The 19,495-nt window shown below is 63.1% G+C and carries 12 protein-coding genes and 2 tRNA genes; 5 read left to right on the top strand and 9 right to left on the bottom strand.

Annotated elements, in window-relative coordinates:
* Positions 1-94: 94 nt before the first annotated feature.
* Positions 95-4,162, bottom strand: a complete 4,068-nt coding sequence (purL, locus tag LPA37_RS21905; RefSeq protein WP_229013699.1) for a phosphoribosylformylglycinamidine synthase — start codon at positions 4,160-4,162, stop codon at positions 95-97.
* Between the two features lie 304 nt (positions 4,163-4,466).
* On the opposite strand from purL, the gene LPA37_RS21900 reads away from it, so the two are divergent.
* The 3 genes from LPA37_RS21900 (at position 4,467) to pgi (ending at position 9,585) form a co-directional block, all read left to right on the top strand.
* Complete coding sequence (locus LPA37_RS21900) at positions 4,467-5,768, top strand: FAD-dependent oxidoreductase (protein ID WP_229013698.1); 1,302 nt, start codon at positions 4,467-4,469, stop codon at positions 5,766-5,768.
* A 213-nt stretch (positions 5,769-5,981) separates the two neighbouring features.
* A complete protein-coding gene (locus LPA37_RS21895) occupies positions 5,982-7,577 on the top strand; it encodes an NAD(P)H-hydrate dehydratase (protein ID WP_228974323.1) in 1,596 nt (531 codons plus the stop codon).
* Between the two features lie 385 nt (positions 7,578-7,962).
* Positions 7,963-9,585, top strand: coding sequence for a glucose-6-phosphate isomerase (gene pgi, locus LPA37_RS21890; protein ID WP_228974326.1), 1,623 nt, complete (start codon positions 7,963-7,965; stop codon positions 9,583-9,585).
* Positions 9,586-9,670: 85 nt separating this feature from the next.
* Here the strand turns inward: pgi and LPA37_RS21885 are convergent, their stop codons facing one another.
* Positions 9,671-10,360 carry an ABC transporter ATP-binding protein gene (locus LPA37_RS21885; protein WP_228974329.1) on the bottom strand — a complete coding sequence of 230 codons (690 nt, stop codon included), beginning with the start codon at positions 10,358-10,360 and terminating at the stop codon, positions 9,671-9,673.
* Positions 10,361-10,424: 64 nt separating this feature from the next.
* On the opposite strand from LPA37_RS21885, the gene LPA37_RS21880 reads away from it, so the two are divergent.
* Both LPA37_RS21880 and LPA37_RS21875 read left to right on the top strand, forming a co-directional pair.
* Positions 10,425-11,048 carry an arylesterase gene (locus LPA37_RS21880; RefSeq protein ID WP_229013712.1) on the top strand — a complete coding sequence of 208 codons (624 nt, stop codon included), beginning with the start codon at positions 10,425-10,427 and terminating at the stop codon, positions 11,046-11,048.
* A gap of 141 nt (positions 11,049-11,189) precedes the next feature.
* Positions 11,190-11,528, top strand: a complete 339-nt coding sequence (locus LPA37_RS21875; RefSeq protein WP_228974331.1) for a hypothetical protein — start codon at positions 11,190-11,192, stop codon at positions 11,526-11,528.
* Positions 11,529-11,664: 136 nt separating this feature from the next.
* Here the strand turns inward: LPA37_RS21875 and LPA37_RS21870 are convergent, their stop codons facing one another.
* The 7 genes from LPA37_RS21870 to clpP form a co-directional block, all read right to left on the bottom strand.
* Positions 11,665-13,608 (bottom strand): SurA N-terminal domain-containing protein, encoded by a 1,944-nt coding sequence (locus LPA37_RS21870; RefSeq protein ID WP_228974333.1) that lies wholly within the window; start codon positions 13,606-13,608, stop codon positions 11,665-11,667.
* 87 nt (positions 13,609-13,695) lie between these two features.
* Positions 13,696-13,772 (bottom strand) — tRNA-Asp (locus LPA37_RS21865).
* Positions 13,773-13,817: 45 nt separating this feature from the next.
* A tRNA-Val gene (locus tag LPA37_RS21860) sits at positions 13,818-13,893 on the bottom strand.
* A 107-nt stretch (positions 13,894-14,000) separates the two neighbouring features.
* Positions 14,001-14,273, bottom strand: coding sequence for an HU family DNA-binding protein (locus LPA37_RS21855; protein WP_007585907.1), 273 nt, complete (start codon positions 14,271-14,273; stop codon positions 14,001-14,003).
* Between the two features lie 346 nt (positions 14,274-14,619).
* Positions 14,620-17,043 carry an endopeptidase La gene (gene lon / locus LPA37_RS21850; protein ID WP_228974336.1) on the bottom strand — a complete coding sequence of 808 codons (2,424 nt, stop codon included), beginning with the start codon at positions 17,041-17,043 and terminating at the stop codon, positions 14,620-14,622.
* Between the two features lie 203 nt (positions 17,044-17,246).
* The gene (gene clpX / locus LPA37_RS21845; RefSeq protein WP_228974337.1) at positions 17,247-18,518 is read right to left on the bottom strand and encodes an ATP-dependent Clp protease ATP-binding subunit ClpX; all 1,272 of its coding nucleotides are present in this window, start codon (positions 18,516-18,518) and stop codon (positions 17,247-17,249) included.
* Between the two features lie 183 nt (positions 18,519-18,701).
* Positions 18,702-19,355, bottom strand: a complete 654-nt coding sequence (clpP, locus tag LPA37_RS21840; protein ID WP_090533095.1) for an ATP-dependent Clp endopeptidase proteolytic subunit ClpP — start codon at positions 19,353-19,355, stop codon at positions 18,702-18,704.
* Positions 19,356-19,495 lie beyond the last annotated feature (140 nt).

The raw sequence follows: 19,495 nt of genomic DNA, 5'->3' as shown, positions 1-19,495 counted from the left end.
CCGCCCGAGGGCGGCATTGTCGTTTCCGGGTCCGGCGTTTGCGAACCGGGCACCTACCTGCTACGGCGCCCGGTTCATCGCTCAGCGCGAATAATCAGCCCAGCCGGCGGCGCGCGTTCTGGAACACGCGCATCCAGGGGCTGGCCTCGCCCCAGCCTTCCGGATGCCAGCTCATCGTCACCGTGCGATGCACGCGTTCCATATGCGGCATCAGCACCGTGAAGCGGCCATCGGCCGTCGTCACCGACGTGATGCCCTGCTGCGAGCCGTTCGGGTTGAACGGGTACTGCTCCGTCGCCTCGCCGCGGTTGTCGACGTAACGCATCGCTACTGCCGCACGCGACGCGTCCCCCTGCTGCGAGAAGTCCGCGAAACCTTCGCCGTGCGCGACCGCGACCGGAATGCGCGAGCCTTCCATGCCGTCGAAGAAAATCGACGGCGACGGCTGCACTTCGACCATCGAGAAACGGGCTTCGAATTTCTCCGACTTGTTGCGCGTGAACTTCGGCCAGGCTTCGGCGCCCGGGATCATCGACGCGAGACTGCTCATCATCTGGCAGCCGTTGCAGATACCGAGCGCGAAAGTATCGGCGCGGCTGAAGAACGTCGCGAACATGTCGGCGAGCTGCGGATTGAAGCGGATCGTCTTCGCCCAGCCTTCGCCCGCACCCAGCACGTCGCCGTACGAGAAACCGCCGCATGCCACCGCGCCCGCGAAGTCGGCCAGCGTCGCGCGGCCGGACAGCAGGTCGCTCATGTGGACGTCGTACGCATCGAATCCGGCGCGATCGAACGCGTAGGCGGTTTCGAGGTGCGAGTTCACACCCTGCTCGCGCAGGATCGCGACACGCGGACGCGCGCCCCTGGAGATAAACGGCGCGGCGACATCTTCCGCCGGATCGAAGCTCAGATGCGGCGTGATGCCCGGATCGGCTGCATCGAGCAATGTGTCGTGTTCGGCATCCGCGCAGGCGGGGTTGTCGCGCAGACGCGAGATACGCCAGCTGACTTCGTCCCACGCACGATGCAGCTCGGTACGCGGCGCTTCGTAGATCTTCTTCGCGTCGCGCCAGACTTCGAGCGTGTCGCGCTCGTTCGGTTTGCCGATCACGTGCGAGCACGCCGACAGGCCATGTTCGCGCAGCGCGCCCAGTACCGTATCGCGGTCCGCCGCGCGCACCTGGACCACTGCGCCGAGTTCCTCGCTGAAAAGCGCGCGAATCGTGCGGTCGTCGCGACGGCCGCTCGTCTGCTTCGCCCAGTCTTTCGCGTCGCCGTAGTCAAATTCGTGGTTCGGGTCGAGCACCAGCATGTCGACGTTCAGCGACACGCCCACGTGACCCGCAAACGCCATTTCCGCCACCGTCGCCCACAAGCCGCCGTCGGAGCGGTCGTGATACGCGAGCAGCTTGCCGTCAGCGCTGAGCGACTGGATTGCGTTGAAGAAGCGCTTGAGGTCTTCGGGATCGTCGACGTCCGGCACCGTGTCGCCGACCTGCTGCGTCACCTGCGCCAGAATGCTCGCGCCGAGGCGGTTCTTGCCGCGGCCGAGGTCGATCGCGATCAGCACCGTGTCGCCCACTTCGCTCACGCGACGCAGTTGCGGCGTGAGATGCCGCCGCACGTCCTCGACCGGCGCGAACGCCGAGATGATCAGCGAGACCGGCGCGACCACTTCCTTCGCGACGCCGCGGTCTTCCCACTTCGTGCGCATCGACAGCGAATCCTTGCCGACCGGAATGCCGATGCCAAGCGCCGGGCACAGTTCCATGCCGATCGCCTTGACCGTGTCGTAGAGCGCCGCGTCTTCGCCCGGGCTGCCGCACGCGGCCATCCAGTTCGCCGACAGCTTCAGTTTATCCAGCGATGCAATCGGCGCCGACGCAATGTTCGTCACTGCTTCGCCGACGGCCATGCGGCCCGACGCCGGCGCATCGATGACGGCGAGCGGCGTGCGCTCGGCCATCGTCATCGCTTCGCCGCGGAAACCGGCATAATCCGCCGCGGTGATCGCACAGTCGGCGACCGGCACCTGCCACGGACCAACCATCTGGTCACGCACGCTCGTACCGCCCACCGAACGGTCGCCGATCGTGATGAGGAACGACTTGCTCGCGACCGTCGGATGACGCAGCACGCTCACGGCGACTTCCGACAGATTCACGTGCGTGACGTCGACCGGCTGCAATGCGACCGTTTCGCGCTTCACGTCGCGATGCATGCGCGGCGGCTTGCCGAGCAGCACTTCCATCGGCATGTCGACGGGTTCGTGCGCGTCGGCGTTGTGTTTGTCCGTGTCGACAAGTTGCAGCTGGCGCTCGGCGGTTGCCACGCCGATCACCGCGAACGGGCAGCGCTCGCGTTCGCAGATCGCCTCGAACATCGGCAGATCGGCCGGCGCGATCGCCAGCACGTAGCGCTCCTGCGCCTCGTTCGACCAGATTTCGCGCGGCGACAGGCCGCTCTCTTCCAGCTGGACCTTGCGCAACTCGAAGCGCGCGCCTTTATCCGCGCCATCGACGAGTTCCGGGAACGCGTTCGACAGGCCGCCCGCGCCGACATCGTGAATGCTCAGAATCGGGTTGTTCTCGCCGAGCTGCCAGCAGCCATTGATGACTTCCTGCGCGCGCCGCTCGATTTCCGGGTTGCCGCGCTGCACGGAATCGAAATCGAGTTCGGCCGTGTTCGTGCCGGTCGCCATCGAACTGGCGGCTCCGCCGCCCATGCCGATACGCATGCCCGGGCCGCCGATCTGGATCAGCAGCGAGCCTTCCGGCAGGTCGTGCTTGTGCGTGTGCTGGTCCGAGATATTGCCGATGCCGCCCGCGATCATGATGGGCTTGTGATAGCCGCGCACGCGGCCCGCGACGTTCTGCTCGTACACGCGGAAATAGCCGCCCAGATTCGGCCGGCCGAATTCGTTGTTGAACGCGGCGCCGCCGAGCGGGCCGTCGATCATGATCTGCAGCGGCGCAGCGATGCGGTCCGGACGGCCGTACGCTTCCTGCGTATCGGCCTCGTTGCGATGCGCGACGGGCTGCGCGGCGTCGCGGGCGTTTTCCCACGTTTCGCGCGCGTCAGGCAGATCGAGGTTCGACACGGTGAAGCCCGCGAGACCCGCCTTCGGACGCGCGCCGCGACCCGTTGCGCCCTCGTCGCGGATTTCGCCGCCCGCGCCCGTCGCGGCGCCGGGGAACGGTGAGATCGCGGTCGGGTGGTTGTGCGTTTCCACCTTCATCAGCGTGTGCGTGAGTTCGGTGTGACGGCCGTAGTGTTCGGCCATGTCGCCCGAGGGACCCGGCTTGCGCGGGAACCAGCGTTCCGCCATGCCGCCCGCCATGATCGACGAGTTGTCCGAATACGCGACGATCGTGCCCTGCGGGTTCAACTTCTCCGTATTGCGGATCATGTTGAAGAGCGAGATGTCCTGACGCTTGCCGTCGATCGTCCAGTCGGCGTTGAAAATCTTGTGCCGGCAGTGCTCGCTGTTCGCCTGCGCGAACATCATCAGTTCGACGTCGGTCGGATTGCGGTCGAGCTTGCTGAACGCATCGACGAGATAGTCGATTTCATCGTCCGCGAGCGCGAGGCCCAGTTCCGTGTTCGCGGCCTCCAGCGCCGTGCGGCCTTCTTTCAGGATGTCGACGGTTTGCAGCGGCTTCGCCGGCAGTTCGTCGAACAGATGCATCGCGTGATCGCGCGACGGTGCGACGCTTTCGGTCATGCGGTCGTGCAGCGCGGCGACGACGGCGGCGCGCGCCTCGTCGGAGAGCGCTTTCTTGCCGCCCAGCAGGCCCGACTTCAGGATCACCGTGTATTCGATACCGCGTTCGATGCGGCGCACGTTCGACAGGCCGCAATGCAGCGCGATGTCGGTGGCCTTGCTCGCCCACGGCGACACCGTGCCGAAGCGCGGCACCACGAGGACGGTTTCGGTCGTGCCGCGCTCTTTCACTGCGTCGAACGGTTCGCCGTAATGCATCAACGCCTCGATCTTCGCGCTGTCATCGGCCGAAAGCGGTGTCGATGCGTTGACGAAATGCAGGAATTGCCCGCGTACGCCGGTGATATTGGCGTCGATGCGGATCAGCGTATCGAGCAGGCGGGTTTGACGGAAATCGGAGAGGGCCGAAGCGCCGGGGAAACACGAGAAGTGGGCCATGGACTTGACGTTGCGTCGATCAGTCGCGCGTGCAGGCGACGGGAGGCGAAAGGAAGTCGGAGATTATACCTCGGGACGGCCCGTCAGACCCGCCCTACGTGGCGCGACTAACCTTCTGGCAGCAACGTCCGGCGCGGCCCGGCATCGCATGGCGCCGCAGCGGACAGCATGGCGGGCGGGCCCGTTTGGCTGCTATCATTCGCCCTTTCCACTGACTGGCGCGGCAGGTTCCCCCACCCGCGCCGCACGTCACGCACACGGGCTCGCCCGGTCACTCGCGTCCTGCCCGCAAATCGAAACAATCATGGATGTCATTGTTATTGGCGGTGGAATCACCGGCGTCGCCACCGCTTACCAGCTGCGCGCGGCCGGTCATCGTGTGTGCGTCGTCGAACGGCATGCGACGGTCGCCCAGGGCGCAACCTACGGCCACAGCGGCACCGTGCTGCCCACCGCGCTCGACGTCTGGTTCGGCCCGACCTTCATGGAAAACCGGCGCGCCGCGAAAAGCGGTGTGGTGACGAAGACCGGTTTCAATGCGGGTGCCCGCGATTTCCTGAAGCGCCTCGCCGCCTTGCAGGAGCCCACCGCGTTCGAAGCGCAGATGGGCCGCCTGCGCCCGCTGATCGAGCTGTCGCGCGATACGCTCGCCGATATCGAAGCGCATTTTGGCCTCGAGTTCGAGCAGCGCAGCGGCGTGCTTCACGTGGTGCGCTCCGCCCACGAATGGGAATTGACCCAGCCGGCGCTCGACCTGCTGCGCCGCCATGAAGTCCCGCATCACGTGCTCTCCGCGGCCGAATGCGCCGCGCTCGAACATTCGGTGCCGACCGACCCCGATTTCGCAGGCGGCGTGTACTTCGAAGCGGAACGCACCGCGAACTGTCCGCTCTTCGCCAAGCTCGTGAAGCAGCACCTCGACGAGCAAGGCGGCGTGACGTTCCAGACCGGCCGCGAAGTGACCGCGATCCGCGTCGACAACCAGCGTGCCGCTGTCGAACTGGCGCCGCGCACGGGCGAATCGTCGCGTTCGCGCGAAGTCGACGTGATCGCGGGCGACGCGATCGTCGTCGCGGCGGGCGTCGGCAGCCTGCCGCTGCTCGACCGGCTCGGCCTGCGTCTGCCGCTGCATCCGCTGCGCATGCATACGCTCGCAGCACCAGTCGCGCACGAAGAGTGCGTGCCTCATATGACCGTGATCGATGCAGTCAAACGCATCACGATCACGCGCATGAACCATCGTCTGCGCATCGCCGGCGGTGCGGTGGTACAGCCGGCGAACCTCGTCGACAAGCCGCTGGGCGAGGCGCTCACCAGCGAAGCCCTCGCGTTGCTCGGCCAGGCCACGCACGACTGGATTCCGGGCGCCGCGAAGATCTCGGCGGCGCTGCCGTGGGAAGGCCTGAAGCTGCTGTCGCCGGATGGCTTGCCGCTGGTCGGCAACGCGTTGCATCCGCGGCTTTTCGTGAACGCGGGGCACGGACCGTCCGGTTGGGGAATGGCGTGCGGGTCTGCTAAAGTGATCGCTGATCTCTTCGCCGGTGCGGCGCCCGATGTGCCGCCCGATACGCTTGCAGCACTGCGGCCGGAACGGTTTCGGGATTGAGGTTCGTCTGGCGCGGCGCGGTCGGGCTTGTTCCGCGTTGCTCTGCCAGGCAGGCCTCTCGTACAGTAAGACGGTAGCGGGCATGCGTTCGACGCGCCGCAGTTACAGCGGCTGCGCTGGCCCGCCGTCGAGCAGTCCCGGGCCGGCAGGCCTCGCCCGATCGCGCTCGAACCGGCACGCACCTTTTCCGTTTGTCTTCGTCCTGCCTGCGCCATGACCGACACTACGCCGCCCGCCTCCGCCAGCCCCTCCCACTCCGCCACGCTCGTCGATCCGTACGATCGTCCGCTGCCGCTCCTTTCGGTCGAAGCGCTGCGCTCGCTCGAAAAGGAGGCCGCCGCGCCACTCCCCGGGCATACGTTGATGGCCCGCGCAGGTGCTGCCGCAGCCCGCTTCCTGCTCGACCAGAACGCCCATGAATCGTTCGACTACGCCGACCATCCGGTCTGGCTGGTCGCGGGCCCGGGAAACAACGGCGGCGACGCGCTCGTGATGGCGACGGAACTGCACCGAGCAGGCCTCACGGTCGACGTCTGCATGCCGGTCGGGGTCAAGCCCGACGACGCCCGCTGGGCGCTCGAAGCCGCCCGTGCGGCAGGCGTGCCGATCGCGACGGCACCGCCAGCTTCGTTCGATCGCTACGGCTGGCTGGTCGACGGCATGTTCGGCATCGGACTCGTGCGGCCGCTCGAAGGCGTCTTCGCCGAACTCGCCCGGACGCTGTCGGAACGTGCGCACAGCAAGGGGCACGTGCTCGCGCTCGATGTGCCGAGCGGCCTCGACAGCGATACCGGCAATGCCGTCGGTTCCGGCGCGGCCGTGCGCGCGACCCACACGGTGACGTTCATCGGCGCGAAGCCGGGGTTGTTCACGGCGTCGGGGCGTGATCTCGCGGGCTCGGTGACGGTCGCGCCGATCGGCGTCGAAGGCGCGGCGGCGCATACCCAGGTGCATCTGAACGCGCCGTCGCTGTTCGGTTCATCCCTGCCACCGCGCGATTTCGCGGTGCACAAGGGGACGTTCGGCAGTCTTGCGGTGATCGGTGGCGATACGGGCATGTGCGGCGCCCCGATTCTCGCGGCACGTGCCGCGCTCTACGCGGGGGCGGGCAAGGTACACATCGGGTTCATCGGCAGCGGCGCGCCTGCCTACGATGCGCCCCACCCCGAACTGATGCTGAACGGCGTCGACAATCTCGCGCTCGATACGATGGATGCGCTCGCGATCGGTTGCGGCATGGGCCGGCGCGACCGGGCTTCGGTCACGCTGCACGACGTGCTTGAATTCGCCGGCCCGATCCTGCTCGATGCGGACGCGCTCAACCTCATTTCGATGGACGACGAACTCGCCGCCGCGCTCCACGCGCGTGGCGCGCAAAACGGCCACGTGTGCGTGCTGACCCCGCATCCGCTCGAAGCCGCGCGCCTGCTCGACACCGACGCGCGCACGGTGCAAGCGGACCGGCTGGCCGCCGCGCGGTCGCTGGCGGCGCGTTATGCGAGTGTCGTCGTGCTGAAAGGAAGCGGCACGATCGTCGCCGCGCCGGATGGCCGCGTCGCGATCAATCCGACCGGCAACGCCGCACTCGCGACAGGCGGCACGGGCGACGTGCTTGGCGGCATCATCGGCGCGTTTCTCGCGCAGCGCCTGCCGGGGTATGAAGCGGCGCTGGCGGGCGTGTATCTGCACGGCCGCGCGGCCGATACGCTCACCGCGCAGGGTAACGGCCCTGCCGGTCTGAGCGCCGGCGAACTGGCGCCAATGGTGCGCACGCTGCTCAATCGCCTGTTCTATCCGCTGCGCGCGTGAAGCGGGTGCGTGTGCGGCTTTCGACCGGTCCGGTGAGCCGCGCGTGTACAACCCGCGTGCATAACCCTTGTGGCCGCCCTGGTCTGCTCTCAGCGCCTGTATCCGGCGCGAACCACAGCGCCCTCGCCAACTGCTCCCATCATCTGCGATACGTGCACAGGGATGCGCGCCGTCATCCAACGCCGCTATACTGATCGACTGGGTGCATCGCTACGCCGGTCAACTACCTGACTGCATGGCGGCGCCCGAAACGCCGGAAGCATCCAGCACGCATTGAACAGCGCACGGCATCTGACGGCGCAGCGACGCTCCCGAACTTCATCGCTGGCGGCACATGCAGCATGCCGCCATCCATTCGTGTCATTTCGCCAGACGGACAGTTTATATGCCATCGAATCCGCTCCCCGCCTCGTCCGCGCTGCAAGCGCATTACGAACAGATCCGCGACGCGCACCTGCGCGACTGGTTCGCCCCCCGGAACGATCCCGCGCCGACCCGCGCCGAACGTTTCACGCTGTCGGGCGGCGGTCTCGCGGCTGATTTTTCGAAGAACCGCATCACCGACGAAACGCTGCGCCTGCTGGTTCAACTGGCGCGCGAAGCGGGCGTCGAAAAGCGCCGCGACGCGATGTTCGCCGGCGAAATCGTGAACCCGACCGAAGGGCGCCCGGCCTTGCACACGGCGCTGCGCGCCACCGATCCGAAAGCGCCGTTCAACGCGCAGGTCAAGGCCGAGCTGGCCAGAATGGCTGCGTTCGCCGACCAGGTGCGCAGCGGCGCGTGGACCGGATACACCGGCAAGCGCATCCGCTATGTGGTGAACATCGGCATCGGCGGCTCGGATCTCGGACCGAAGATGGTCGTGCATGCACTGCATCATCTCGCGTCGCCCGATATCAAGTCGTTCTTCGTGTCGAACGTCGACGGTGCGGACATGTACCGCGTGCTGGAGCAGATCGACCCGGAAGAGACGCTCGCGATCGTCGTATCGAAGACCTTCACCACGCTCGAAACGATGACCAACGCGCATTCGATGCGCGACTGGTTCGTGAAGAGCGGCTGCCCGGAAAGCGCGCTCGCGAAGCACTTCGTCGGCGTGTCGGCGAATCCGGCTGAAGTCGTGAAATTCGGCATCGCGAAGGAAAACGTCTTCGAGATGTGGGACTGGGTTGGCGGGCGCTATTCGCTGTGGTCGGCGTGCGGTCTGTCGATCATGATTTCGGTCGGTCCGGCGCACTTCGCGGAACTGCTCGCGGGCGCGAACGAGATGGACCAGCATTTCCGCGATGCACCGCTCGAACGCAATTTGCCCGTGCTGCTCGGCATGATCGGCATCTGGTATCGCAACTTCTTCGGCTCGCAGAGTTATCTCGTCGCGCCGTATTCGGAAGCGCTGCATTTCCTGCCTTCATACCTGCAGCAGCTGGAAATGGAGAGCAACGGCAAATCGGCCCGGCTCGACGGCGCGATCGTCGATTACCCGACGGCCGCGGTCACGTGGGGCGAACCGGGCACGAACGGGCAACACGCGTTCTTCCAGATGCTGCATCAGGGGCCGACGATCGTGCCGATCGATTTCGTCGCGGTACTCACGCCGGAACATCCGCTTGCCGGTCATCATCCGAAGCTGCTCGCGAACTGCTTCGCCCAAAGCGAGGCGCTGATGCTCGGACGCACGCTCGAAGAAGCGAAGAAAGTGGCGGGCCCGGACAAGCCGGAACTCGCGCCGCATCTGATGTTCCCCGGCAACCGCCCGACCACGACACTGCTCGTCGACGCATTGACCGCGCGCTCGCTCGGCGCGCTGATCGCGATGTACGAACACAAGGTGCTGGTGCAGGCGTCGGTGTGGAACATCAACCCGTTCGACCAGTGGGGTGTCGAGCTCGGCAAGATTCTCGGCAAGGTCGTCGAGGCGGATTTGACGGGGGCCTCCGTCGATGAAAAGAAGCACGATTCGTCGACGTCCGCGCTGATCGACCGCGCGCGGGCCGCATTGAAGCGCTGATTCGACGTAACACGCGATGGGCAAAAAAACGGACGCTGCGGCGTCCGTTTTTTTGCTTTGCGTGAGATGCAACTTCCCGCGAGGATCAGATGACCAGACGCCCTGCTTCTATCGTCACCGTTCTGTCGCAGCGCCGCGCGAGTTCGATATCGTGCGTCACGAGCACGAGCGTCGCGCCGTTCGCGCGGTTCATCTCGAACATCAGGTCGATCACGGCATGGCCGGTCGCGGCATCGAGGCTACCTGTCGGCTCATCGGCGAAAAGAATCGCCGGATGCGTGACGAACGCGCGCGCGAGTGCCACGCGTTGCTGCTCGCCGCCCGAAAGCAGCTTCGGATAATGTCCCGTCCGTTTGCCAAGTCCAACCTGATCGAGCAGCGCGCGCGCCCGCGTTGCGGCATCGCGCGTCGAGATGCCACCTTGCAGCTCGAGCGGCAGCGTCACGTTTTCGAGGGCGGTCAGATGCGGCATCAACTGGAACGACTGGAACACGAAGCCCACCGAGCCGCTCCTTAACGCGGCACGTCCGTCTTCATTGAGCTCGGAGAGCTCACGTCCGAGCAGGCGAACCGAGCCGGCGCTCGCGCTGTCCAATCCCGCCAGCAGGCCCAGCAACGTGGACTTTCCCGACCCGGACGCGCCGACGATCGCCACGCTGCTGCCCGGCTCGATCGAAAGATCGATATGATCGAGAATCGTCAGTTCGCCCGTTGCATCCCTAACCCGCTTGCTCAAACCCCGCACATCAATGACTGGATCAGTTTTATTTTGCATGGTGAAGCACAGGTTGAAAGTGCGCATGGTGGCGCTGGGCGCATCGATCTGCGCCGCTGCGTGGATGGCGATCGTGCCGCACGCAGCCGATGCCGCCAGCACGGCAACCCGCGCCGCCGCGTCCGCATCCGGCAAACCGGTGATCGTCGTACTGGGTGACAGCATCTCCGCCGAGTACGGCCTGCCTCGCGATACCGGCTGGGTAGCATTGATGCGCCGGCGGCTGGCCGACGAGCGCATCGATTATAACGTTGCCAATGCAAGCATCAGCGGCGACACCACGAGCGGTGGACTCGCGCGTTTGCCTGCGTTGATGCAACGCCTGAAACCCTCGGTGGTGATCGTCGAGCTCGGCGCCAACGATGCCCTGCGCGGCGTTCCACTCGCCACAACCGAAGACAACCTTCGTACGATTATTGAGCAATCACAAAAGGCACGCGCGAAGGTTGTACTTGTAGGCATGTATGTGCCTCCTAATTACGGCCCGGAGTACACACAAAAGTTCCACGGCCTGTATGGCGATCTGTCGAAGCAGTTTCACGTGCCGCTCGTGCCGTTTCTGCTCGCCGGAATCGAGGACAAACCCGACATGTTCCAGGCCGATCAGATCCACCCCACACAGCAGGCGCAGCCTGTGTTGCTGAACAACGTCTGGCCCACGCTGAAGCCGTTATTGCACGCCCCCTGATCTCCGCAGTCCGTCGTCTCGACAGGTTTGCTAACAACTTGTTTCGAAAATGCGGGAACGAGGTAGGCCTTTGATCATCTGACACTATCGCCTAACCTTGAAAACCCGGCTCGAAATTGAGCGATTCTGGAAGGAGATAACGTGAAATACTTACCGCTTATCGCTTTGACCGTGGCACTTTCTGCCTGTGCAACGCAACCGCCGGCAGGTGTTCAGTCCGTCGGACAAAGTCAGCAGCCGCCAAAGGTCGTCGGCCAGTGTATTGCGCAGAAGTGGGCTGACAAATCGCAACAACAGGTGGTGTCGCAGGATACGCTCGCGAACGATGCCGCCATGGATGTTTACGTTCCGGGTCAGCAGCCGCCCAATGGCGCGGCCGCAATTGTGCGTCCGTCGTACAGCGGCCCGGGCTCGTGGGTCGGTTTCCGCTCAGGTGGCGGCGCCGGTGGCGACACGAGCGACATCACGGCCTGCCTGTAATATCAGCGTCGCTCATGTCATGACGTGAGGCTTTGCATCGCGCGATGTCGCGTTCATGAACAAAGCCCCGCTTGTGCGGGGCTTTGTTTTTCTGGCGGTGCGAGGCGCCCGTGTACCGGCGCCGCAGCACGCCACGTCAGTCGGAACTGTCACCCGGCTGTTGTGCGGAGCCATCCAGCGCGCCGAAGAATTTCACCTTCGAACGTTCACGCAGCGCGTCGACATATGCCTCGACCTGCGATTGCGCATTGACCTGCGCGATCTGCTGCTGGGCGGCGGCGAGACGTTGCGCATCAACCGTGGGGCCCGGCACAACGGCGTTCACGCGATAGATCGCGTAACCGTCGTCGCCGAGATCGACACCCACATAGGCCGGCAGCTTCTGCGCATCCGTCTTGTAGATCGCGCTCAACGCGGCAGGCGGCACGCCTTGCGCGTCGTTGCGGGAGACCTTCAACGCCGACGAGAAGCCTTGCGTCGACTTCGACTTCTGCAGGTCCGCGAGCTTCGCCGCGCCGTCCTTGCGTGCCATTTCCGCCGACTGCTCCGCGATCACCTTCTGGCGCACGGCATCCTTGACGACGTCGAGTGCCGGCACCGTTGCTTCCTTGTAGTCGGTCACGTGCGCCGCGATCAGCGTGTTACTGCCAACGTCGATGGCCTGCGTGTTGTTCTTCGACTTCGTCGCATCGCTCGAAAATACCGCGGCCAGAAACTTCGTGTTGTTCAACGGGCTGTCGGGCGGCAGCTTCGCGTCAGGCTGCGGCGTGACCGTGGCGGTCTGGATCTGCAGCTTGTACTTGTCGGCGGCCGGTTGCAGGCTCTTCGCCTGCTCGTACACGACCGACGTGAAGCCTTCCGAGTCGTCAGCAAACGCCTTGCCAGCCTGCTGCGTCTTCAGGTCCTTGATGATCGAATCTTTCACTTCGTCGAGCGGCTTCGTGACGGCCGGCTTCACGTCCGTCACCTTGACAATGTGATAACCAAAATCCGTCTGCACGATGTCGCTGATTTCATCTTTCTTCAGCTTGAACACGGCGTCATCAAATGCCTTGCCACCTGCGATCATGCCCGGACCGAAGTAGCCCAGATCGCCGCCCTTCGACGCCGAACCCGGATCCTGCGAATCCTGTTGCGCGATCTGCGCGAACTGGTCCGGATGCGCCTTGACCTGTGCCAGCACTTCGTCGGCTTTCTGCTTCGCCTTGGCCCGGTCTGCCGCGCTCGCGTCTTTCGGCACCGCGATCAGGATGTGGCTCGCGCGCACTTCACCGTCGGTGCGGTAATGTGTAATGTTGTCGTCGTAGTACTTCTTGATGTCGGCGTCGGACGGCTGCACCGTTGCGGAAAGCACAGCCGGCGACATCACCAGGTACTGGATCGTCGCGGTTTCCGGTGTGGCGAACGCCTGACGATGCGCGTCGTAGTAAGCCTGCAACTGCGCGTCCGTGGGCTGCACCTTCGACGCGTAATCGCGTGCGCGGAACGCCAGGCCCTGCACTTCGCGCTGCTGTTCAGCAAGATCGGTGAGACGCTGTGCGAGTGTCTTCGAGGTGAACGCGCTCGACTCGATGGCCGCGGGCAATTGCTGCGTGGCAAGACCGTAACGTACCCGCTCGTCGTACTGCTCGGGCGTCATGCCCTGCATCGCAAGCAGCTGCTTGTAGCGGTCGACGTCGATCGTGCCGTTGGCATTTTTCAGCGAAGAAATGACAGGATCGGACAGCAACGTGCGGCGCACCGCGTCGTCAGACGCCGTCAGATGCAGGCGCTGCGTTTCATCGGCGAGCACACGCTCCTGAATCAGGCCGTCGAGCATGTCGCGGCGGCGTTCTGGCGTATCGAACGACTTCATGTCGAACCGTGCGCCGAGAACCTGACGTGCGCGATCGAGCTGCTGGCGCATCGCGTTGTCGTATTCGACGCGCGTGATCTTGTGACCGTTAACGCTCGCGACGTTCGCGCTCTCGTCAAAGAAACCGCGGAAGCCCTGGATACCGACAAATCCCAACCCCGGCACAATGACGAGGACGAGCATGAACATCATCAGGCGTTTGTGATTGCGGAAAAAATCAAGCATGCGTGAGGGTCGGCCAAAAACAGAACGCCCGATATTACAACAGCGGGCAATAAAAAAGGCGAACCGGGGTTCGCCTTTCGAAGATACTGGCGGAGTGGACGGGACTCGAACCCGCGACCCCCGGCGTGACAGGCCGGTATTCTAACCGACTGAACTACCACTCCTTTTGCACATCCTGACTGCTCGTTCGCTGCCGCGACATCGGGAACTGGTGGGTGCTGAGAGGCTCGAACTCCCGACCTACGCCTTGTAAGGGCGCCGCTCTACCAACTGAGCTAAGCACCCGTTCCGCGATTCACGTGAACTGCTCGTGCGTGCGCTGCACATCGAACTGACGCTGACTGATGCACTGTATCAGGTAGCTTTTACAAGAACCCCAGTCAGCGAGCCCATTAGTTTAGCGCATCCTTCAGTGCTTTGCCAGGCCTAAATTTAGGCACCTTGGCTGCCTTGATCTTGATCGCGGCGCCTGTGCGCGGATTGCGACCCGTGCGAGCCGTGCGCTTGCCCACGGCAAATGTACCGAAGCCAACCAGCGTAACAGAACCGCCCTTCTTCAACGTCCCTTTGACGCCGCCAATCACAGCATCGAGTGCACGCCCCGCTGCAGCTTTCGAAATGTCTGCTTGTTGCGCGATGTGATCGATCAATTCCGTCTTGTTCATTCCAGCCCCCGAGAATGTTATTGGGCAATCGTGATAGCGCCTTTGGCGCCGGTTTATAAGCAGGCACGGCACAACGTACCGGGCCAGCTAATTAGAATGGGCCGAAACCCTTGTGTCAAGCGGGGTTGAGCCTGATTCGGGCGCACATTCTGCACGTAATTTATGACGGAATTGCGCAGTCGATCGATGCGTGCGCAACCAGTTTGCATGACGCGTACGTGCTTTGCGCACATGTTGGGAAAAAGACGCGTCGGCGATGTGAAAGCAGCGCTCGCAAACGTTGCTGGTAATAAAAAACCCGCGGCCAGGCCGCGGGTTTTTCTGCTGCAGGAACCACCTGGATCGATCAGTGCTTCACGACTTCCGATGCAGAATCCTTGACCGGTTCGGCTGCAACAGCCGGCGTTGCTGCCTTCGGCTCTTCTTCTGGCAACGGTTGTGGCACACGTTCGAGCGCGAGTTCGAGCACCTTGTCGATCCAGCGGACCGGCACGATCTCGATTGCGTTCTTCACGTTATCCGGAATCTCCGTCAGATCCTTGACGTTTTCCTCCGGAATCAGCACCAGCTTGATGCCGCCGCGATGCGCCGCCAGCAGCTTTTCCTTCAGGCCGCCGATCGGAAGCACTTCGCCACGCAACGTGATTTCGCCCGTCATCGCGACATTGGCACGCACCGGAATGCTGGTCAGCACCGACACCAGCGCGGTCGTCATCGCGACACCGGCCGAAGGACCGTCCTTCGGCGTCGCGCCTTCCGGCACGTGGATGTGAATGTCCTGCTTCTCGAACGCTTCGTCCTTGATACCCAGACGGCGCGAACGCGAGCGGACCACCGAGCGCGCTGCCTCGACGGATTCCTTCATCACATCGCCGAGCGAACCCGTGCGGATCACATTGCCCTTGCCCGGCATGACCGCGGCTTCGATCGTCAGCAGATCGCCGCCGACTTCCGTCCACGCGAGACCCGTCACCTGACCCACCTGGTTTTCCTTCGCAGCCAGACCGAAGTCGTACTTGCGCACGCCGAGGAAGGTATCGATATTGCTGCCGTCGACCTTCACCGCGCCTTCCGCCTTCTTCAGCAGAAGCATCTTCACGACCTTGCGGCAGATCTTCGAAATCTCACGTTCGAGCGAACGCACGCCCGATTCGCGCGAGTAATAACGAATGATGTCGCGGATCGCGGATTCCGTCACCTCGACTTCGCCTTCCTTCAGGCCGTTGTTCTTCTTCTGCTTCGGCAGCAGATAACGTTGCGCGATACTGACCTTTTCGTCTTCCGTGTAACCCGCCAGACGGATCACTTCCATCCGGTCGAGCAGCGGCGGCGGAATATTCAGCGAGTTCGACGTCGCCACGAACATCACGTCCGAGAGATCGAAATCGACTTCGACGTAGTGATCGGCGAACGTATGGTTCTGCTCCGGATCGAGCACTTCCAGCAGTGCCGAAGACGGATCGCCGCGGAAATCCTGGCCCATCTTGTCGACTTCGTCGAGCAGGAAAAGCGGATTGCGCACGCCGACTTTCGTCAGACTTTGCAGGATCTTGCCCGGCATCGAACCAATGTACGTACGACGGTGGCCGCGAATTTCGGCTTCGTCGCGCACGCCACCCAACGCCATGCGCACGAACTTGCGGTTCGTCGCGCGAGCGATCGACTGGCCGAGCGACGTCTTGCCGACACCCGGAGGCCCGACGAGGCACAGGATCGGCGCCTTCACCTTGTCGACACGTTGCTGGACCGCGAGATACTCGAGAATGCGTTCCTTCACTTTCTCGAGACCGAAGTGGTCTTCGTCGAGCACGGTTTCGGCGTTCGAAAGGTCGTTGTTGACCTTGCTCTTCTTGCGCCACGGCAGCGCGATCAGCGTGTCGATGTAGTTGCGCACGACAGTGGCTTCAGCCGACATCGGCGACATCAGCTTGAGCTTCTTCAGCTCGGCATCGGCCTTCTTTTTGGCTTCCTTCGGCATGCGGGCGGCGGTGATGCGCTTCTCGAGTTCCTCGAGATCCGCACCTTCCTCGCCTTCGCCGAGTTCCTTCTGGATCGCCTTGACCTGCTCGTTCAGGTAGTACTCGCGCTGGCTCTTTTCCATCTGGCGCTTCACGCGCCCACGAATGCGCTTTTCGACCTGGAGAATGTCGATCTCGGCTTCGAGTTGCGCGAGCAGATGCTCGAGGCGCTCGATGACCGGGAACATCTCGAGAATGTGCTGCTTCTGGTCGAGCTTCAACGGCAGATGCGCGGCGATCGTATCGGCCAGACGCCCTGCTTCGTCGATGCCAGACAGCGACGTGAGAATCTCCGGCGGGATCTTCTTGTTCAGCTTCACGTACTGGTCGAACTGCGACACGATCGCGCGGCGCAGCGCTTCAGTTTCAGCGCTGTCGGCGTGGTCGGGTTCGAGCGGCATGACTTCGCACGAAAACTGCGTTTCCTGTTCTTCGATGGAAAGCGTCTTCGCGCGCTGAAGACCTTCGACGAGCACCTTCACGGTACCGTCGGGCAGTTTCAGCATCTGCAGGATGTTGGCGATACATCCTGTTTCGTACATGTCCTTTTCGGTCGGCTCATCTTTCGCAGCCGTTTTCTGGGCGACGAGCATGATGTGCTTGCCGCCTTCCATCGCTGCTTCGAGAGCCTTGATCGACTTCGGGCGGCCTACGAAGAGCGGAATCACCATGTGCGGGAATACGACCACGTCACGCAGCGGGAGCAGCGGGAGCGTAATGCGTTCCGGCGGAAGGAGTTGGGTTCCTGACATTTCATTTCCCCATGAGTGGAATCAGTTCGTTCGATAGGTGAGGTCAGCAAAAAAGATTGCAAGGCCTCCGCGTGTGGGAAAAGTTCAGTGACTCCGAAAGTTCAGTGACTCCAGTAAATAAAACAACCATCCTGACCACAAGATAAACGAAAAAGCCGTTCACGTCGCCATGAACGGCTTTTTTGCAGAACCCGGAAAGCCGATCAATTCGAACCCGCGACCTTGGGCGCGTCTTCGTAGATCAACAACGGTTTGCCGTCGCCATCGATGACGTTGTCGTCGATGATGACCTTGCTTACGCCCTTCATCGTCGGCAACTCGTACATCACGTCCAGCAAGGCCTGTTCCAGGATCGATCGCAGACCCCGTGCGCCTGTCTTGCGGCGGATCGCCTTGCGCGCGACAGCCTGCAGCGCCCCCGGACGGATCTCCAGTTCGACGCGCTCCATATTGAAGAGCTTGTGATACTGCTTGATCAGCGCGTTCTTCGGTTCGACGAGAATTTTCATCAGCGCGACTTCGTCGAGCTTGCCAAGCGTCGCCACCACCGGCAGACGGCCGATCAGTTCCGGAATCAGGCCGAACTTGATCAGATCTTCCGGTTCGACTTCGCGCAGCACTTCGCCGGCGTCGCGATCCTGTTTGCTCTTGACGCTCGCGCCGAAGCCGATGCCGGTCTTTTCCGTGCGATCGACGATGACCTTTTCGAGGCCGTCGAACGCGCCGCCGCAGATGAACAGGATGTTGGTCGTATCGACCTGGATGAAGTCCTGGTTCGGATGCTTACGGCCACCTTGCGGCGGCACCGATGCCATCGTGCCTTCGACGAGCTTCAGCAATGCCTGCTGGACGCCTTCGCCCGAAACATCGCGGGTGATCGACGGGTTGTCCGACTTGCGGCTGATCTTGTCGATTTCGTCGATGTAGACAATGCCGCGCTGCGCCTTGTCGACTTCGTAATTGCAGTTCTGCAGCAGCTTCTGAATGATGTTCTCGACGTCCTCGCCGACATAGCCAGCTTCCGTCAGCGTCGTTGCATCGGCAATGACGAACGGGACGTTCAGAAGACGCGCGAGCGTCTGCGCGAGCAGCGTCTTGCCGGAGCCCGTCGGGCCGATCAGCAGGATGTTGCTCTTCGACAGCTCGATTTCGTCTTTCTTGTCGAGATGCTTCAGGCGCTTGTAGTGGTTGTACACCGCGACCGCGAGGATTTTCTTCGCGCGCTCCTGGCCGATCACGTACTGATCGAGGATTTCGCGGATTTCCTGCGGACTCGGCAGATCGGACCTGGACAGGCCCGTTTCCGCACCGGAGCCAGCGGCCTCGTCGCGGATGATTTCGTTGCACAGGTCGATACATTCATCGCAGATGAAGACCGACGGGCCGGCAATCAGCTTTTTGACTTCATGCTGGCTCTTGCCACAGAACGAGCAATACAACAGCTTTTCGCTGTTAGAACCTTTCTTGTCCGCCATAGATGTGTGAGCCTCCGGACACTCGATTACATAATACGCCGTTTGCTCCAGCCCCGCAGTCGGCCCAGGACGACACGCAAAGGCTGGGGCGGCGTGTTCGCCGCAGGCGCTCAGGGTCGGGTCAGATGCTTCTCATTGGATTGTCGTCCGACCCTTTGCCCTGTTTTGGGGCACATTGCCCGATCAGGGACGCTTGTGCAGGACCTGATCAACGAGCCCGTAAGCCTGCGCATCGTCGCCCGACATGAAATTGTCGCGATCGGTGTCACGCGCAATGCGTTCGACCGGCTGCCCGGTGTGATGCGCGAGCAGCTGGTTCAGACGTTCCTTCAGGTACAGGATTTCCCGGGCCTGAATTTCGATGTCCGACGCCTGTCCCCGTGCGCCACCCAGCGGCTGGTGAATCATGACGCGCGCGTTCGGCAGCGTGAAACGCTTGCCCTTCGCGCCGGCTGCCAGCAGGAACGCGCCCATGCTCGCGGCCAGACCCATGCACAGCGTCGACACGTCCGGCTTGATGAACTGCATCGTGTCGTAAATCGCCATGCCGGCCGACACCGAGCCGCCCGGACTGTTGATGTAAAAGCTGATGTCCTTGTCGGGATTCTCGCTTTCGAGGAACAGCAACTGCGCGACGACGAGATTGGCCGTCTGGTCATTCACTTCGCCGACCAGGAACACCACCCGCTCCTTGAGGAGACGCGAGTAGATGTCGTACGAACGCTCGCCACGTCCGCTCGTTTCCACGACGATCGGGACGAGCCCGAGCGCCTGCGCCTCGAGATCCCGGGGCGCGTGGGAGGCTAACGTGTCCAGCAATTGAGCGCGAAAGGTCATGCGGTGGATCCTTGTCTGGAATGTTCTTGTTCGTGAGGCAGGTGAGTACGGCGACGCCAGTTTCAAGCCCGCACGATACGCCGGACATAAAAAAACGGCGTGCGGCCGTCGCTCCGACAGCCGGCACGCCGTTATGACGA

This window comes from Paraburkholderia gardini, from assembly GCF_907164545.1.
GTDB lineage: Bacteria > Pseudomonadota > Gammaproteobacteria > Burkholderiales > Burkholderiaceae > Paraburkholderia > Paraburkholderia gardini.
The sequence above is the reverse complement of the archived record's forward strand: the minus strand, read 5'-3'. Positions and strand labels throughout refer to the sequence as shown.

Coding starts and splice junctions, on each gene's coding strand:
- purL (WP_229013699.1), bottom strand. CDS start 4,162: ATGGCCCACTTCTCGTGTTTCCCCGGCGCTTCGGCCCTCTCCGATTTC.
- LPA37_RS21900 (WP_229013698.1), top strand. CDS start 4,467: ATGGATGTCATTGTTATTGGCGGTGGAATCACCGGCGTCGCCACCGCT.
- LPA37_RS21895 (WP_228974323.1), top strand. CDS start 5,982: ATGACCGACACTACGCCGCCCGCCTCCGCCAGCCCCTCCCACTCCGCC.
- pgi (WP_228974326.1), top strand. CDS start 7,963: ATGCCATCGAATCCGCTCCCCGCCTCGTCCGCGCTGCAAGCGCATTAC.
- LPA37_RS21885 (WP_228974329.1), bottom strand. CDS start 10,360: ATGCAAAATAAAACTGATCCAGTCATTGATGTGCGGGGTTTGAGCAAG.
- LPA37_RS21880 (WP_229013712.1), top strand. CDS start 10,425: ATGGCGATCGTGCCGCACGCAGCCGATGCCGCCAGCACGGCAACCCGC.
- LPA37_RS21870 (WP_228974333.1), bottom strand. CDS start 13,608: ATGCTTGATTTTTTCCGCAATCACAAACGCCTGATGATGTTCATGCTC.
- LPA37_RS21855 (WP_007585907.1), bottom strand. CDS start 14,273: ATGAACAAGACGGAATTGATCGATCACATCGCGCAACAAGCAGACATT.
- lon (WP_228974336.1), bottom strand. CDS start 17,043: ATGTCAGGAACCCAACTCCTTCCGCCGGAACGCATTACGCTCCCGCTG.
- clpX (WP_228974337.1), bottom strand. CDS start 18,518: ATGGCGGACAAGAAAGGTTCTAACAGCGAAAAGCTGTTGTATTGCTCG.
- clpP (WP_090533095.1), bottom strand. CDS start 19,355: ATGACCTTTCGCGCTCAATTGCTGGACACGTTAGCCTCCCACGCGCCC.